Origin of the sequence: Spirosoma arboris, assembly GCF_009754945.1 — a bacterium.
GTDB classification, from domain to species: domain Bacteria; phylum Bacteroidota; class Bacteroidia; order Cytophagales; family Spirosomataceae; genus Spirosoma; species Spirosoma arboris.
In genome coordinates, this window is record NZ_WPIN01000002.1 from 809,939 (window position 1) to 826,314 (window position 16,376).

14 protein-coding genes are annotated in these 16,376 nt (G+C 46.9%); 10 read left to right on the plus strand and 4 right to left on the minus strand.

Annotation, left to right across the window (positions count from 1 at the left end; translation table 11 throughout):
- The first annotated feature begins 40 nt into the window (after positions 1-40).
- The 8 genes from GO755_RS07270 (at position 41) to GO755_RS07305 (ending at position 7,505) form a co-directional block, all read left to right on the plus strand.
- The gene (locus GO755_RS07270) at positions 41-547 is read left to right on the plus strand and encodes a (2Fe-2S)-binding protein (RefSeq protein ID WP_157584049.1); all 507 of its coding nucleotides are present in this window, start codon (positions 41-43) and stop codon (positions 545-547) included.
- On the plus strand, positions 544-2,733 hold the full coding sequence (locus GO755_RS07275) for a xanthine dehydrogenase family protein molybdopterin-binding subunit (RefSeq protein ID WP_157584050.1): 2,190 nt from the start codon (positions 544-546) through the stop codon (positions 2,731-2,733). Before GO755_RS07270 ends, GO755_RS07275 begins: the two co-directional genes overlap by 4 nt.
- 52 nt (positions 2,734-2,785) lie before the next feature.
- Complete coding sequence (locus tag GO755_RS07280; protein WP_227686881.1) at positions 2,786-3,994, plus strand: XdhC family protein; 1,209 nt, start codon at positions 2,786-2,788, stop codon at positions 3,992-3,994.
- 2 nt (positions 3,995-3,996) lie between these two features.
- Positions 3,997-4,617 carry a nucleotidyltransferase family protein gene (locus GO755_RS07285; RefSeq protein ID WP_157584051.1) on the plus strand — a complete coding sequence of 207 codons (621 nt, stop codon included), beginning with the start codon at positions 3,997-3,999 and terminating at the stop codon, positions 4,615-4,617.
- An 85-nt stretch (positions 4,618-4,702) separates the two neighbouring features.
- On the plus strand, positions 4,703-5,116 hold the full coding sequence (gene ruvX / locus GO755_RS07290) for a Holliday junction resolvase RuvX (RefSeq protein ID WP_157584052.1): 414 nt from the start codon (positions 4,703-4,705) through the stop codon (positions 5,114-5,116).
- Between the two features lie 91 nt (positions 5,117-5,207).
- Positions 5,208-5,780, plus strand: coding sequence for a peptide deformylase (gene def / locus GO755_RS07295; protein ID WP_157584053.1), 573 nt, complete (start codon positions 5,208-5,210; stop codon positions 5,778-5,780).
- Positions 5,781-5,904: 124 nt separating this feature from the next.
- The gene (locus GO755_RS07300; RefSeq protein WP_157584054.1) at positions 5,905-6,687 is read left to right on the plus strand and encodes an amidohydrolase; all 783 of its coding nucleotides are present in this window, start codon (positions 5,905-5,907) and stop codon (positions 6,685-6,687) included.
- Positions 6,688-6,815: 128 nt separating this feature from the next.
- Entirely contained in the window at positions 6,816-7,505 is a 690-nt protein-coding gene (locus GO755_RS07305) for a hypothetical protein (protein WP_157584055.1), read from the plus strand.
- On the opposite strand, the gene GO755_RS07310 is transcribed toward GO755_RS07305, so the two are convergent.
- A complete protein-coding gene (locus tag GO755_RS07310) occupies positions 7,502-8,182 on the minus strand; it encodes an HAD family hydrolase (RefSeq protein WP_157584056.1) in 681 nt (226 codons plus the stop codon). The genes GO755_RS07305 and GO755_RS07310 overlap by 4 nt on opposite strands.
- Before the next feature lie 168 nt (positions 8,183-8,350).
- Here GO755_RS07310 and GO755_RS07315 point away from each other — a divergent pair, with 168 nt between their 5' ends.
- Entirely contained in the window at positions 8,351-9,862 is a 1,512-nt protein-coding gene (locus tag GO755_RS07315; protein WP_157584057.1) for a DUF4301 family protein, read from the plus strand.
- Positions 9,863-9,974: 112 nt separating this feature from the next.
- On the opposite strand, the gene GO755_RS07320 is transcribed toward GO755_RS07315, so the two are convergent.
- A complete protein-coding gene (locus tag GO755_RS07320) occupies positions 9,975-10,469 on the minus strand; it encodes an RrF2 family transcriptional regulator (RefSeq protein ID WP_157584058.1) in 495 nt (164 codons plus the stop codon).
- Positions 10,470-10,947: 478 nt separating this feature from the next.
- Here GO755_RS07320 and GO755_RS07325 point away from each other — a divergent pair, with 478 nt between their 5' ends.
- Positions 10,948-14,214, plus strand: coding sequence for a TonB-dependent receptor (locus GO755_RS07325; protein WP_157584059.1), 3,267 nt, complete (start codon positions 10,948-10,950; stop codon positions 14,212-14,214).
- Positions 14,215-14,460: 246 nt separating this feature from the next.
- Here GO755_RS07325 and GO755_RS07330 read toward each other — a convergent pair whose 3' ends face one another.
- Positions 14,461-15,885, minus strand: a complete 1,425-nt coding sequence (locus tag GO755_RS07330) for a M14 family zinc carboxypeptidase (protein WP_157584168.1) — start codon at positions 15,883-15,885, stop codon at positions 14,461-14,463.
- A 100-nt stretch (positions 15,886-15,985) separates the two neighbouring features.
- Complete coding sequence (gene crcB, locus GO755_RS07335; protein ID WP_157584060.1) at positions 15,986-16,375, minus strand: fluoride efflux transporter CrcB; 390 nt, start codon at positions 16,373-16,375, stop codon at positions 15,986-15,988.
- Position 16,376 lies beyond the last annotated feature (1 nt).

Below are 16,376 nucleotides of genomic sequence, written 5' to 3' on the forward strand. Positions count from 1 at the left end.
AATCGTATCTTTCCTGTTCAATCCCTATCCGTAATTGGCTATGTCATTACTAAAATTGACAATTAACAATCAGGCACATACGGTCGATGTTGACCCTGAAATGCCACTCTTATGGGCGATCCGTGATGTGGTTGGCCTCACTGGCACCAAGTTTGGCTGTGGTATTGCTCAATGCGGAGCCTGCACGGTGCACTTAGATGGTAATCCTACCCGCTCCTGTAGCGTGCCTGTGTCGGCAGTAGTTGGTCAGAAAATAACCACGATCGAAGGACTTTCTAAAAACGCTGACCATCCCGTGCAAAAAGCCTGGATTGAACATCAGGTGCCGCAATGCGGCTATTGCCAGTCGGGGCAAATCATGTCGGCGGTAGCGTTGCTGAAGCAGACGCCAAAACCAACCGATGACGATATTGATATCGCCATGCAGGGTAATATCTGCCGATGTGGTACGTATGGTCGGATTCGACAGGCGATTCATACCGCTTCTGCCGAAATGCAATCAGCCCCCAAAATGCCAAAATCCACACCTAAAATCGGGAAGCGATGAGCCAGAAACCTACTAGCAGCGACACAAATACATCCCGTCGGGCTTTCCTGAAAGCGGCTGGCCTGACCGGAGCAGCATTTGCCCTGGGGCTTCCTTCTGTCGAAGGCATAGCCAGCCCTGTACTGAATTTAAGTGCCTTACCTGAGTCTGTTGAGCTTACGCCTTATATTATTATCGAAAAAACGGGGCGGATTACATTGATGAACCCCCGACCCGAAATTGGTCAGGGAACGTATCAATCTGTTCCGGCGATGATTGCCGAAGAACTCGAAGTAGCCTTAGACAAGGTCGTTATACGCCAAACCGGGGGTGAAAGCAAGTTTGGGGGTATGTGGTCGCAGGCCGTGGGGGGTAGTGGCTCTATTCGGGGTGGTTACACGCAGATGCGCAAAGTTGGGGCATCGGCTCGTGAGATGCTTATCAAAGCAGCCAGTGACCAGTGGAGCGTACCTGTTGACGAGTGCTTTGCCGAGAATGCGACCGTCATTCACAAGCCAACGGGCAAAAAACTTACCTATGGTCAACTAGCCGAACCAGCCGCAAAACTCCCGGTTCCGAAAGAGCCAAAGCTGAAAGACCCAAAACAGTTTACGATGCTGGGCAAGTCGATGCCCCGGCCCGACGTACCACTGAAAGTAGCCGGGAAAGCCACATTTGGTATGGATGCCAAAGTGGCCGCTATGGTCTATGCTTCCATTGAGCGTTGCCCGGTATTAGGCAGTAAACTGGCGAGTTTCGATGCCAGTAAAGCGCTCAAAGTGAAAGGTGTTCAGAAGGCCGTAAAGGTTGAGCGCGTAGTTGGTAAAAATCGCTATGAAGGTGTAGCCATTATCGCCGATACGTACTGGGCTGCTTTGCAAGGTCGAAAAGCACTCAACGTAAAATGGGATCATCAGGGACATGATACTTTCCAATCGGCTGATTTCGAAAAAAATCTCCGTGAGCTAGCCAAAACCGATGGTGTTGTTGGCCATAATGCAGGCGATTTCGACAAAACGTTTGCCGACGCTCCCACTAAACTTGATGCGTTATACGAAACGCCCATGGTGAGTCACTCTCCTATGGAGCCCATGAATGCGCTGGCCCATTATCAGCCCGGAGACAAAATCGAATTGTGGGTATCATCGCAAGGGGGCGATCTGGTTAGAGACGAAGTCTCAAAAGTGCTGAAAGTTCCAGCCGACAATATCACGGTGCACGTTCTGTTCAATGGTGGAGGATTTGGTCGTCGGCTTACGCAGGATTTCGCCACCGAAGCGGCTCTGCTTTCTAAAGCGGTTGGCAAGCCCGTAAAAGTCGTTTGGACGCGGGAAGACGATACCCAACTAGGGCCATTTCGTCCTATGACTTACTCAGCGATGCGTGGGGCATTGTCTGCCGATGGAAAAGCCATAGCGTTTCAGCACAAAGTCATCTCGCCATCAATCGACGCGACGATGAACGAGAAATACGACAAGACGAAGCCTGATGGCACTATGCTCGAAGCCACCAATGAGCAGAAATATGAGATCCCAAATCTGAATACTCGCTACGTTCATGCCGAAACGCACATTCCGCTAACCTACTGGCGCTCAGTAACGAGTCCGACATTAGCGTTTGCCCATGAGTGTTTCCTCGACGAAATGGCTCATAAAGCCGGGCAAGACCCGTTAGCTTTTCGACTGTCGATGCTTACGAAAGAATCTGATGCCAAACGAGTGCTAACGAAGCTCAAAGAAGTCTCGAATTGGGATAAGGCATTGCCCGCCGGTAAAGGTCGTGGAGTGGCTCAATGGGAGTTTTTCGCGGGTTTGGCTGGTCAGGTTGTCGAAGTATCGAAAAACAAGGCTGGGGGCGTCACGGTTGATAAGGTTTATTGCGTAATTGATCTGGGCACGGTGGTGAATCCCGATACGGTAAAAGCACAGGTCGAAGGTGCAATTGCAATGGCACTCACAGCTGCGACTAAAGACAGTATTACATTCGAAAATGGACGTGCCGTGCAAAAAAATTTCGATGCCAACCGGATGTTACGTATTAACGAAATGCCCCCTATTGAGGTGCATATTTTGGCTGAAGGTGGTCCGACGATCAAAGGCGTCGGGGAACCGGGGTTACCACCGTTAGCGCCTGCTTTGGCCAATGCTGTTTTTGCCGCCACCGGCAAGCGTGTCCGCCGATTGCCATTTGATTTAGAGAAGGTATAAAATTGGTTCAGGTTCCAGGCTCCAGATTTATTGATCTACTTAAATCTGGAGCATGGAACCTGAAAACCTGGAACCAATACCGATGAAAGAAATAAGCCGTATCGTTGAGGTTTTTGAGCAGGTCGATTTCAGCCAGCGGAAAGCGGCTTTAGCAACGGTCGTATGGGTCGAAGGTTCGTCTTATCGGCGACCCGGTGCCCGTATGCTCATTACCGACGATGGGCGCTGGGAAGGCGCAATCAGTGGCGGCTGTCTGGAAGGCGACGCCCTGCGAAAAGCGCGGCAGGTGATGCTCGATGGACAACCCATTGTGGTCACTTACGATACGATGGATGATGGAGCCAATAGCTTTGGGGTCGGCCTTGGTTGCAACGGCATTATTGACGTACTGATCGAACCGATTGAAGCAGGCAGTCCACAAAATCCGATTACGTTATTAAAAGAGTTCACCCAGAAGCGCGACGTTCGGGCGCTGGCTACGGTTCTGAAAAGTGATGACTTGACAGGCTTAGTGCCTGGCAATCGGTTCATGCTCACGGAGGAAACAACTGAATCGATACCTGACTGGCTATATGATGACATGCAACGGGTGTTCAGTACAGGCAAGCCATTGACGCGCTCCTACTCTGTTTTGTCGGGTAATGCCGAGCTATTCATTGAGCGAATTGATCCGGGCATTGAGTTGGTCATCTTTGGTGCTGGTTACGATGTAATTCCCGTAGCCAAACTAGCCCGCGAACTTGGCTGGCAGGTAACCGTCACCGATGATTGCATAGCCCACCTGTCGCCCAAACGATTCCCAGCCGCTACCTGTGTCCTGTATGCTGATCGACAAGCGGTTATCGACCAACTTACCATTACCAATCGCACAGCCACCGTACTCATGTCGCACAATTTTAACTACGACAAGGCTGTACTGGAAAAGCTCCTCGCTACCGATGTGCCTTATATTGGCATATTAGGCCCACGAAAACGATTCGACAAGATGCAGGCCGAATTTGTGAAAGACGGACTAGTCTTCAGTAAATCATCTCTAAATCGAGTTCACGCGCCTATTGGTCTGGATTTAGGAGCCGAAACACCCGATGAAATCGCATTGGCGATTATGGCCGAAATCAAAGCGTTTTTCACGAAAGGAGCAGCAGGTTTCCTGAAGAATAAATCTGGCCCTATTCACGAAAGGCTGTCGGGCAATTCATTGAATCATGGTCGTCAGACGATGGTTGATTCCGATCCCATGAGCCTCGATACAGCCGTTTAAGCATGCACATTGTCACAATTATCCTGGCCGCTGGGGCGTCTACCCGATTAGGTGGCAAACCCAAGCAACTGCTTACAGACAATGGTACAACACTTGTTCGGCAAATTGCCGATGCGGCTTTATCGCTACAGGCTGGCCCAGTGATTGTTGTTTTAGGGGCAAATCAGGAGAAGATTCAGCCCGAGCTTTTTAATTTACCTGTTTGTATTGCGCTGAACCCCAGTTGGCAAGAAGGCATAGCTTCCTCGCTACGAGTCGGCGTGAATACGCTAGCAGATATAGCGGTCGATTTCTTTTTGGTTGTTCTGACCGATCAACCTTACGTGACAGCCAGTTTGCTCCGGCAATTAATTACCCGTCAGCAGCAGACAGGCCGGGGAATCGTTGCCTGCCGCTACGGAGAAGCTGATCACCTGGGCGTTCCGGCTTTGTTTGACATACGTTATGGTCCCGAGTTTATGAACCTATCAGGCGACATGGGTGCCCGTAAACTTATTAAACAGTATGCTGGCGATTGTGCTGAAATTCCATTCCCATTAGCTGCCATTGATTTAGATACAGTTCAGGATGTAGAAGCATGGCGTTCTGGTAGCTCGGTGCGGGGAGCACGAAGCACGGAATAAACTGAGATACAACGAGCTTTTTTCCCTGCACCAAGCTCCCTGCTCCTTGCCCCTTGCCAACACCCTTCGTACCTTTGCCTCTACAATGGCACGACTTCTGGCAATCGATTATGGCATGAAACGTACGGGTATCGCCGTTACGGATTCTTTACAACTCATTGCGTCGGCACTGGAAACAGTTTCCTCGCACGAAGTATTAAAGTTTCTGAAAGCCTATGTCGCTCGGGAGCCAGTCGAAGCTTTTATTGTTGGCCTTCCGAAAGGATTGGATGGTCTGGACACCGATAACACGCCCAGAGTCAGGAAGTTCGTGACGCATTTGCAGAACGCTTTGCCCGACATTCCGGTTTATTGGCATGACGAACGGTTTACGTCCGTTATGGCCTTACAAGCCATGATTGCGGGCGGAAGCACTAAAAAGGATCGACGCGTGAAAGGTAATATCGATAAAGTAAGCGCGGCTATTATTCTTCAGTCATATATGGAAAGCAAAAAGTAGTGAAGAATGAAGAGTGAAAAGTGAAGAATAAAATCAAGCGTCAGCCTATTCTTCACTCTTCATTCTTCACCCTTCACTCTTCATAAAGATTATGATTCTCCCAATTATTGCCTACGGCGATCCGGTTTTACGGAAGCGAGCCAAAGATATTGACCCCAATACCCTCGACGTGAAAACGTTGAGCGAGAATATGTTCGAGACGATGTACGCAGCATCAGGCGTGGGGTTGGCAGCTCCGCAAATCGGACAAAGCATTCGGATGTTCGTTGTAGACGGTGAGCCTCTCAATGAAGACGAACCCGAAGAAGACATTGATAAAAGTCTGATTGGCTTTAAAAAAGTGTTCATTAACCCCGAAATCATTGAGGAAGCGGGCGACGATTGGGGCTTTGAAGAAGGTTGCCTAAGTATTCCGGGCATTCGGGGAGAAGTGTTCCGGCCCGAAATTATCGTGATTCGCTACCTGGATACAGACTGGAACGAACACGAAGAGGAATACGAAGGAATGGCCGCCCGGATCATCCAGCACGAATACGATCACCTCGATGGTAAGCTATTCACCGATTACCTGCCAACTATCCGTCGGACGCTCATCAAGAAAAAATTAGCCGACATTTCGAAGGGCAAAACGGATGCGGAGTATAAAATGAAATTTCCTAAATAAGTGAAGTAGGTTTAGTGAGTGAAAGTATGTGGAGTAAGTATAATGAATCACTCGTATTGACACTACGGTAATGTACTTACTCCACATACTTTCACTCACTACATCTATTTTTACCAACTTCACCATGAACATTACGCTCCTCCAAACCGAACTTTACTGGCATGACCCTGTGGCCAATCGGGCAATGTTAGAGGAGCGTATTTTCAATCTATCGGAGCCTACCGATCTGATTATTCTGCCTGAGATGTTCACAACAGGGTTCACGATGGATGCTCGTGCTGTTGCTGAACCCATGAACCTGACGACCTTTCGATGGATGAAGCAAATGGCGGCTCAAACGGGCGCGGTAGTGACTGGTAGTTATGTGGTGCAGGAGAAAGGCGGCTATTTCAATCGACTAATCTGGATGCAACCCGATGGTCAATTCGATACGTATGATAAACGCCATCTGTTCCGCATGGCTGGCGAGGACAAAACGTATACCGCCGGAACACGTCGACTTGTAAAAGAGTGGAAAGGCTGGCGCATTTGCCCACTTGTTTGCTATGACCTCCGTTTCCCTGTCTGGAGTCGTAACCACCAGGCGAATTCTACCGATTTCGACTACGATTTATTGCTTTACGTCGCTAACTGGCCAGCCGCCCGGCGCAATGCCTGGAATATATTGCTACAAGGCCGCGCTATTGAAAATCTGAGTTATGTAGTTGGCGTCAATCGAGTTGGACAAGACGCTAACGGGCACCCCTATACTGGCGACTCTGCGGTTATTGACTTCAAAGGTGAAGTGCTGTTTCGGCAATCTGATACGGAAATCGTGCATCACCAAACCCTATCTCTGGATGAGTTACGAGCCTTTCGGGAGAAATTTCCAGCTAATCTGGATGCCGATAATTTTACCATTGAGTAGCGTTAGCAAACTCAGTCACCCATACTTCTTTTAATAGCTACTTAAAAGCTGGTTAATTTTTCATTTCGGCTGGTCAAAATATATCAAAATAGGTTTATTAGCATTATAAAGCTAATAAATCCTATACCATGAAAATCCTTACCTTACTCTTTTCCATTATCTGTAGTTGGTTAATGTGCAGTTCCAGTCTTGGACAACGCTCCATTATCTATAATAAAAAAGGTAGGTTAGTCACCACGGATACCATTAAAGGAATTACGTATTTGGGTAGCCCTTATTTAGGAGATATTATCTGGCATCAGGGTTATTTAATTTATAGAAATCAGCGTGAAATACCAGCTAAAATTGCCTACAATATTGTCTTTGACCAGATATTTTGGCGTCTGAACGATTCCACCGACGTAGTTCAGGCTTTACCCGATGAGTTTACGTTTGAGGGTCGACGATTTATTGCTGATCCGTATAAAGTCTTGAAGGTGAAACGAGTTACCTACTTTGAAGTTTTATATGATGGTAAGACCCGGCTATTCCGTAGATGGACTAAACGGCTGAGACCCATTGATTGGAAGCTATATACTTCTCGTGTTTTGCCTGAGGATCGTTTTGCTGCTGAGTACATTTTAACAGGCGATTTATATATCCAGAAAGAGGGGGAACGACCTAAGTTCATTATCCCTACGGAATATTCGCTTAGCCGATTTTTGCCCAATATGGGGTCGGATTTAGCCAACTTTATTGCCTCTCACGAGCTAACCGATCAGGTTTTAGTCGAGGCATTAATTCAGTACGATAAACGACCTGATAGCCTAACGCATTAGATTAAGTCCAGCAATTCGCGCACATTGCCCAACGTCGTAAACGATTTGCCCAACAATTGACTATCATCTACCCGTTCGTGCTCCCACGTAATGGCATAGGGTATATGTATAGCCCGCCCGCCAATGTGAACGACTGGTAGTATATCAGATTTTAGTGAGTTACCAATCATCAGGAAATCAGTGGGTTCGACATTATATCGCTGTAAAACCCGCTGGTACGCCTGCTCGTTTTTCTCACTAACTATTTCGACGTGCTTAAAATAGTGCCCCAACCCTGAGCGCGCAATCTTACTTTCCTGATCGAAGAGATCACCCTTGGTCAATACCATCAGGTCAAATTTTTGGGCGAGTATATCCAGCACCTCGGGCACTCCATCCAGCACTTCGATGGGAAAGTCGATTAATTTCCGTCCGACATCAATAATCTGCTGAATCTCAGAACCTGTTATAGCGCCATTAGTCAATTCGATTGCCGTTTCAATCATCGAGAGAATGAAACTTTTAGCGCCGTATCCAAATACATGGAGGTTTCTAATCTGCGCATCATAGAATCGTAGCGTAAGCGTTTCCTGATCAATATGGTGCGACAACAGTTCGCATAATTTCTCCTTAACATCTACGTAGTTTGGTTCGTTAACCCATAGAGTGTCGTCGGCATCGAAGGCAATTAATTTCATGGCAACCTATTGGCGTATAAGAAAAGGACAAAAGTAATGGCAGAATTGTGAATCAGGTGATTGGTGAAGTTGTATCTCATCTGATTTTACAGTAATTTGATTTGCGTCATATTTCTGAAATACCCAATTTGCCACCCGTTCCTAACGCTATTTTTCCTTTTTATTACTATGGCATTTACTGAGCAGGATCAGGACCAGATTCTGGTACAGGGCGTATCGCTCGACCAGATTGACCAACAGATAAACTATTTCGTCAATGGCTTCCCGTATCTAAACGTTATTAAAGCCGCTACCATTGGTGATGGTATCGTTCGAGTCGCTGAAGAACAAATACCAGATTATATTCATCGGTTCGATGCTGCTGCTCACGAACGCGATCTGGTCAAATTCGTACCGGCATCAGGGGCCGCTACCCGGATGTTTAAATCCTTATTTGCTGCTCTGGATGGCAAGTCCGACAAATCGGTCGATGAAGTATTCGCCCGAATTACTGACTTTGCTTTTTATGAAGACCTAAAAGCCGCGATGGCAGCCAAAGGCCAGGATTTAGACAAAGCCGTTGCGGAGAATGACCGAAAAACAGTCTTAACATTTCTACTAACCGACGAAGGTCTTGAGTATGGCAGTTTACCCAAAGGTCTACTCAAATTTCACCAGTATATCGATGGTCCTCGTACACCCGTAGAGGAACATTTGGTAGAAGGTGCTGCCTACGCCAATTCGGATGGGTTAGTTAAACTTCACTTTACCGTTTCACCAGAGCATCGCGACCGTTTTGAACAACTGATTCACGATCAGAAAGCCGACTATGAAGCCTGGTTGGGCGTTACGTTCGACATTACATTCTCCGAACAGAAAAAATCGACTGATACGATTTCGGTAAATCCGGACAATTCTCCTTTCCGGAATGCTGACGGATCGCTGTTGTTCCGCCCGGCAGGTCACGGTGCGCTGATCGAAAATCTGAATGATATTCAGGCCGACATTGTCTTTATCAAAAACATTGACAATGTTGTTCCCGATGAAATTAAGGAGCAAACGGTTACCTATAAGAAAGTATTGGCAACAGTATTGCTCGATGCCCAGCAGCAGATTGCCCGTATACAGGGCCTATTGGACAGCGACGACATAAGTGATGGGTATCTGGCCGAAGCGGATGAGCTTTTCCGCCGTACACTATTTACGCTCCCTCCGGAGGGATTCGAAGGTTTATCCAAAGAAGAAAAGGTAGACTACTTCCGTCGGAAACTCAATCGTCCCGTGCGCGCTTGTGGCATGGTGAAAAACGTTGGCGAACCGGGTGGTGGCCCGTTCTGGGCTAGGAATCAGGATGGTTCAGTCTCCTTGCAAGTAGTTGAGTCGGCTCAGATTGATTTAGGAAACCCAGCCCAGAAAGCCATTTTCGACGAAGCGACGCATTTCAATCCGGTTGATTTAGTATGCGGTTTGAAAGATCATAATGGTCGTAAATACGACTTACCCGCTTTCCGTGATCCGCTTACGGGCTTTATTACGGCAAAATCAAAAGATGGAAAGGATCTCAAAGCGCAGGAATTGCCCGGCCTGTGGAATGGCGCGATGGCCGACTGGAATACGATTTTTGTAGAAGTGCCGCTGATTACGTTCAACCCGGTTAAAACAGTTAACGATCTACTGCGGAAAGAACATCAACCAGCGTAAAAGTTATCGGTTATTAGTATAGTAAGAGAAATAGGTGGAGTAAGTGGCTGACGCGAGTGTATTGCTTTCGCGTCAGCCACTTACTCCACCTATTTCTCTTACTATACTAACTTTATGCAGTCATCCGATTAGCTGGAGACTCGACCAGTTCGGCAACGTTGGCACCAATAGCAATTTCTTTTGTTTCGAGCGAGTCAGGGTTCTGAAACGTTAACAACGTTGTATTTTCGTAAACTCCGAGGTTCGCATCCCGTACTCGTTCCATAATAGGTCGTAATGCGCAGGTTACCTCGTCATTGCAATCGTCACACTTCACATAGAAATTAAACGATACACAAGGAGTTGGTGCAATTGGCCCATCAATTACCCGCAACACCTGCGCCAGATTGACCCTTGCCGGATCAACACGTAACAAATAGCCACCGCCTTTCCCCTTTTGGCTTTGTAGAATACCATGATTACGGAGTTCCAGGAGGATAGCCTCTAAGAATTTTTTGGGAATATTTTCTTTCGCTGAAATGTACGAAATCAGGACGGGGCCTTTCCCGTACTCTTCAGTTAAAACTTTAAGCGCCTTGATGGCGTACTTCGCTTTCTTAGAGATCATTGTTACGGTGACTAGGTGAGTTGTAGAAATGGGTTTGCCAGTTACTTTGGCAGGTACTACTTAGATGCACGTGGGCAAATTAGTAAGTACTTAACGTTCAGCCAAAACTTATCGAATCTTCATTAAAAAATGTTTCGAATACAGTACCTGTATCAGGCCTACAAATACATATCCAACAAGTTTAATGCCGAACATTCGCAAACAACCTAAAAGTTCATCGACTTACTTGGGTATTGGACGTATATATAACTCAGAAGTAACATAGAATTTATTAACTCTGTGAATTTAACCACTCTATACCGCTCTTTTCGTGAATCAGACAAAAATTTCTGAGCAAGGTTCATTAACACTAGGTTACAGTTGGCAGTATGTCCTTAACAAATCCTTAATCATAGATCATCGTTTCATAACATTTGCCTAACAGACTGCGTAGGTATTTCCGTGAATTTTGCACCGAAATACACCAATTCATTCGCAAATGAAATTATTTGTTTCTACAGCTTTACTTGTATTCGTTCTTTTTATAAGCAGTTCGTACTCCTGGGCACAGGTAACAACCAGCGGACTTAGCGGCCATGTTACCGATGCAAAAAAAGAGGCCTTAGTCGGAGCAACCGTACAAGCGGTTTACACGCCAACCGGTACCAAATACGCAGCCGTTACCGATATTGACGGGCGTTACCGGATCAATAGCATGAACGCGGGTGGCCCTTACGAAATCGTTATCACGTATGTAAGCTACAAAACTGAAACCCGTAGCGATGTAATGCTCCAATTGGGAGAAACTACCAACCTTAATATCACGCTTCAGGACGCGAGCACACAACTCAGTGAAGTGGTGGTGAAAGCGAATCGCGAAGGCGAACGCCAGGGAGCAGGTCTTAACGTGAACGGTGAGACCATCCGTCGATTACCAACTATTTCGCGGAGTCTGACCGATATGACCCGCTTATCGCCCCAGGTCAATAATAACAACTCGTTTGCTGGTACTAACTTCCGGTATAATAACGTAACGGTAGATGGCGCTATCAACAACGACGCCATTGGCTTTAGCCCTTCACTAGGTGGCTCTACGGGTACATCGGGGCAACCGGGTTCCAGTACACGTACTAATCCAATTAGCTTGGACGCTATTCAGGACATTCAGGTTGCTGTGGCTCCTTTTGATGTACGGCTGGGTAACTTTCTGGGTGGTTCGGTAAACGCTGTAACTCGCAGTGGTACCAACGATGTAACGGGGTCTGTATACGGATTCACCCGCAATGCCGCTCTGACTGGTGCCTGGAATGGCGCATCGAACGCGAAAGAAAAACTCCCTAGTACCTTTTATGAGTATCAGACGGGTGTTCGGGTGGGCTTACCACTGATAAAGAATAAGCTGTTTTTCTTTACTAATGAAGAAATTACTCGCCGGCAAGACCCTGTTCAGTTTCAGGCCGGTTCGCCAAGCTCGCTTATTAAAGACGTAGCCGTAGCGCAACAAATCAGTGATTTTGTTAAAACGAACTACGGCCTTGACGCTGGATCGTACGGGGATTATTCGATTTATGCTAAAAGCACGAAGTTTTTCAATCGCCTTGACTGGAATATCAATGACAAAAACCAGTTAAGCATTCGTAACAACACGGTGTTTTCTGAAGCGACGAACTTAGAGCGTGATGCTCAAAACTTCCGCTTCGGTAGCATTGATTTCAAACAGACCAACAATCAAAGCAGCACGGTTGCTGAATTAAAAAGTCAGTTTGGTGGTCGGGCTTCCAACAGTTTGATTTTGGGTTATTCGAGTGTTCATGATTTCCGAAATACCTTAGCGAATGTTCGTTCATTTCCACAAGTTGAAATCGCCTATAACGGAGGTACGATTTTCTTAGGAAATGACCGGGAAGCATCGGTTTTTAACCTGCGTCAGAAAACGTTTGAGGTAACCGATAACTTCACATTCTACTTAGGAAAAAATACGTTTACAATAGGTACGCACAACGAATTTTATACAATCGACTACGGATTTGTCAACTCACCTAATGGACGTATTTCGTATGCAGGTACCGCTGCTATTGCGGCTTCGAATACACCTGCTCGAAACGGAGTTGATAATTTCTTACTCAAATTACCAAACCGAGTTCGGGGTTCTTATCCGTTCGGCGACGCTAGCAACGATCTGGATAATCAGTTTAACAATCCATACGCTCACTTCAATGTTAACCTGATGAGTTTCTATGTGCAGGATGATATTCAACTAAGTGATCGTCTGAAACTCTCGCCCGGTATTCGTTTCGACTACACAGGATTGCCAAACAAGCCAACACTTAGCTCACAGGTAACGGGCTCGGCGGGTGATCCAACCAACATGGGTACTACCTACAGCTTCACTCCCCTGAATCAGATCACGAACAATTACCTGAATAACGTTCAGATTTCACCTCGCTTAGGCTTTAATTTCGATGTGAACGGCGACAAGAGTGTGGTTATTCGGGGTGGAACGGGCTTGTTTACCGGTCGGATTCCGTTTGCGTGGTTAGGGTATGCGTTCTATAACAACGGTGTGGGTTATGGCGCATATGACTTCAACAACAATGCTACAGCAACGACCAAACTAGTGGGCGATCCGCTGGTACCAAACGGTGGCTTATTGATCAACAACAACCCAGCTAACGGCGGTGTAACCCGGACCCAGGTTGACTTGATTGACAACAATTTTAAAATGCCACAGATGTTCCGGAACAACGTCGCTGTCGATTACACGGTTGCTGGTTACAAACTCACCGTTGAAGGGTTGTATACGAAAGTGATTCAGGATCTGAAATTCCAGCAGGTCAACACCAAAGATGTGGTTCGTTACTACAGCTATGACACGCAGCACCAGCAGCCAATTTATGTAGCGGCAAATGGAACTGCCGGTGCGCAACGTATCGACAATAACTTTGCAAACGCTTATATGCTGTCGAACACCAATCAAGGGTATCGGTATAGTTTGACAGCTCAGATCCAGAAGAACTACGCGGCTGGCTTCGGTTTTTCAGCAGCTTACACCTACGGTAAGTCATACGACATCACCAATGGTATACGGAACTCAATGGAATCGAACTGGCAATTGAACCAATCGCTGAACCCAAACAATCCTCAGCTAGCTTACTCAAACTTCGACATTCGGAACCGGATTGTAGGTACGGTCAATTACCGCAAGATGTGGAATCCTCATAATGCAACGACCGTTACCTTATTCTACTCGCTGCAATCAGGCACACCATTTTCCTGGGGATATGTTAACTCAACTATCGATGGTACAGGACAGGCCAACAGCTTAGCTTACATTCCGAAGGACCTTACCGAAGCTCAGCAACTGCTGCCAACAGGAACACAAGCGGCTGACTTTATGGCCTTTGTTGAATCAGATCCGTACCTGAAAACGCGCAAAGGCACCTTTACCGAACGTAATGGCGGACGTACACCCTGGAACAACACGATGGATCTGCGCTTCCTGCACGAGTTTAAATTGAAAGGTCGTCAGTCGATTCAGATCAGCTATGACATCATTAACTTCCTGAATCTGCTAGATAAAAAATTGGGCTATTCCTACTTCTCGCCTAACACGTTTAACTCGACTGCCTCAATTGGTCTGACACGGGCAACCAACCCTGGCACTGGCGACCCAACCTATACATGGGCTGCCCCATCTGCTCCGTATTCGATTGATCCGCTGGGATCACGTTGGCAAATGCAGATTGGCGCACGGTACTCGTTCTAAGCTTTATCCCTTTCTCCTTACGCAAATCGCCCGACTGCTTAGTCGGGCGATTTGCGTTGTACTACCGGCCGGAACAGTCGGCAGTACAGCTTCTAAAAAAGAAAAAACCAGAACAAAGCCCTGGCCTTTCGTGCGACACCAATATGAAGAATTAGATAGATTGCTTCGATGTGCAAACTAATTTCCATCAAAGGTAGCCGTCTAGTATTACACCAATATTACGCCATTATTACGCTTGCATTACACCTAGTCGATCACACCATTTTGGCCGTCGCTCTGATTGGTTTTCCAGAAGCCATTGACGAACTGGTACTGAATCTTATTTCCTTTTTTAAGCAGAAACGTGGGTATTTGCTCCAATTCAAGCGGCTGAGCAGGCAGCTCTCCTTCATAAAGTAAATGCACTCCCTGACTGGGAAAATTGTCTTTTTGTGCCTTTCGTACCTTAAATGCCACCACACCATCACGTCGGAGGTTTGGTAGATCAAGCTTGGCCAAGTCGGCAGCAGAGTCAAGAGAATCAGCATAGACATAAGCCGGAACCAGCGTCAGGCCGGTGGCGTCGATTTCATCCAATCCATAAAACGTCGACAGATCGCCCAAGTCTTCAACGGTGCTTTTATAGTAAAATCCGTCTGCCGCTTTCGTATTGATCTCTTGGTGGTTGATACCTACATCCACGATTACAGGTCGGCCTTCGCGCATGACCGTGGCATTTCGAATTAGTACATCGAACAAAGCCCGGCCATTTTCGGGGATAGCCTGATACTGGGTAATTACTTGCTCTGCGCTGTTTTCCTGTTTATACGATCCATCGGCAATGGACTTCAGTGCCGTAAGAATCGCAACAAAGTTCAATCGTCGGATGGTCATCTTCTCCGGGTCACCTTTAAACCCACCCGACTCAATCAGGATTAGCGTGGTTCCCCATTTTTGAATGTTATCTCCGAAAGCGCGTGGTTCAAACTCATCGTCATACCGAGCGACCTGACCCGGTATAAATTGTTGTAAGGCCCGATTCATATCCACAATGAGCTGCATCGACCGCTGCCGAACGTCGTTGACATTTCGATCTTCATCATAGGCGGTTGCCAGAAACGATACAACAGCCTGCTTCCCGGTTTTACCAACACTGTAGCGTGGATTCTGATCGTGCAGATTAAAGCCAACGAGGGGCATAAGCGTCTGCTGAAGGTTTTTGAGGAGTGCCCCTTCGGGAGTTTGCAGGCGCAGGGCATCCCGATTCATATCGATGTCGGTAGCCGTTCTACGCTGAAAACGCTCAGCTCCGTCTGGGTTGAGCATCGGCACAAAATATAAGGTCGTGTTAGTCAGAATTGACTGCCGCAGCTCATCAAAACCATCATTTTTCGCTTGTAGAAAGTTGAAGATGTCGAACATCGCCATCGTGGCAGTGGCTTCATCGCCATGCATTTGGCTCCATAGCAACACGTTTGTTTGCCCTGTTCCGGCTTGCACTTGATGAATCGATCGCTTCTCCAGCGATTCCCCCACTTGACTAACAGACAGCGGTCCGCCTAATGAATTTAGCAAAGGCAGAATATCCTTGTGCTTAAATCGACGATGGGTAAACGTTTTTTCTTTGTACGTTTCGTGCGCATCATGCAGCTGACGCGATAACTCCTGGGCCTCTAAATCAAGTACACTCATGCGTAATAAAAATAGAATCGAGATCGAGCTGATGCGCCAGTTTGTTGTATAGAAAACAACCAAATCGGATAGCTTCTTCTCAATCCACGTTCTCATCGGTTTATAGTTTTTGTCCAATCCAAAGTCCACCTACTGAAGCCAATAAACAGAGTACGACATTTAGGCCGATATTCAGCAAGGCAGCACCAATACGGCCATTTTGCAGCAACACCACGGTATAGTAGCTGAAACTTGAGAAGGTACTCAATCCACCACAAAATCCTATGCCAATAAACAAACGGGCTTCCTCACTCACCGACCGATTAATTGCCCAGCCAATTACGGCACCTAACACAAAACTGGCCACCACATTGACAAACAGAATAGCATTTGGGAATGGCGAACTGGTGAGTGTTACCGGAATTAATCGCCCGGCAATATAACGCGCCAAACTCCCAGCACCTCCACCTACAAAGACCAGCACGTATGGATGCATCAGGAGGATTCTCATA

What these genes read in the sequence shown, in the direction of transcription:
- GO755_RS07300 (WP_157584054.1), top strand. Translation starts at nt 5,905, where the DNA reads ATGAACATTACGCTCCTCCAAACCGAACTTTACTGGCATGACCCTGTG.
- GO755_RS07325 (WP_157584059.1), top strand. Translation starts at nt 10,948, where the DNA reads ATGAAATTATTTGTTTCTACAGCTTTACTTGTATTCGTTCTTTTTATA.
- def (WP_157584053.1), top strand. Translation starts at nt 5,208, where the DNA reads ATGATTCTCCCAATTATTGCCTACGGCGATCCGGTTTTACGGAAGCGA.
- GO755_RS07285 (WP_157584051.1), top strand. Translation starts at nt 3,997, where the DNA reads ATGCACATTGTCACAATTATCCTGGCCGCTGGGGCGTCTACCCGATTA.
- GO755_RS07270 (WP_157584049.1), top strand. Translation starts at nt 41, where the DNA reads ATGTCATTACTAAAATTGACAATTAACAATCAGGCACATACGGTCGAT.
- GO755_RS07320 (WP_157584058.1), bottom strand. Translation starts at nt 10,469, where the DNA reads ATGATCTCTAAGAAAGCGAAGTACGCCATCAAGGCGCTTAAAGTTTTA.
- ruvX (WP_157584052.1), top strand. Translation starts at nt 4,703, where the DNA reads ATGGCACGACTTCTGGCAATCGATTATGGCATGAAACGTACGGGTATC.
- GO755_RS07275 (WP_157584050.1), top strand. Translation starts at nt 544, where the DNA reads ATGAGCCAGAAACCTACTAGCAGCGACACAAATACATCCCGTCGGGCT.
- GO755_RS07315 (WP_157584057.1), top strand. Translation starts at nt 8,351, where the DNA reads ATGGCATTTACTGAGCAGGATCAGGACCAGATTCTGGTACAGGGCGTA.
- GO755_RS07305 (WP_157584055.1), top strand. Translation starts at nt 6,816, where the DNA reads ATGAAAATCCTTACCTTACTCTTTTCCATTATCTGTAGTTGGTTAATG.
- GO755_RS07330 (WP_157584168.1), bottom strand. Translation starts at nt 15,885, where the DNA reads ATGAGTGTACTTGATTTAGAGGCCCAGGAGTTATCGCGTCAGCTGCAT.
- GO755_RS07310 (WP_157584056.1), bottom strand. Translation starts at nt 8,182, where the DNA reads ATGAAATTAATTGCCTTCGATGCCGACGACACTCTATGGGTTAACGAA.
- GO755_RS07280 (WP_227686881.1), top strand. Translation starts at nt 2,786, where the DNA reads ATGGAACCTGAAAACCTGGAACCAATACCGATGAAAGAAATAAGCCGT.
- crcB (WP_157584060.1), bottom strand. Translation starts at nt 16,375, where the DNA reads ATGAGAATCCTCCTGATGCATCCATACGTGCTGGTCTTTGTAGGTGGA.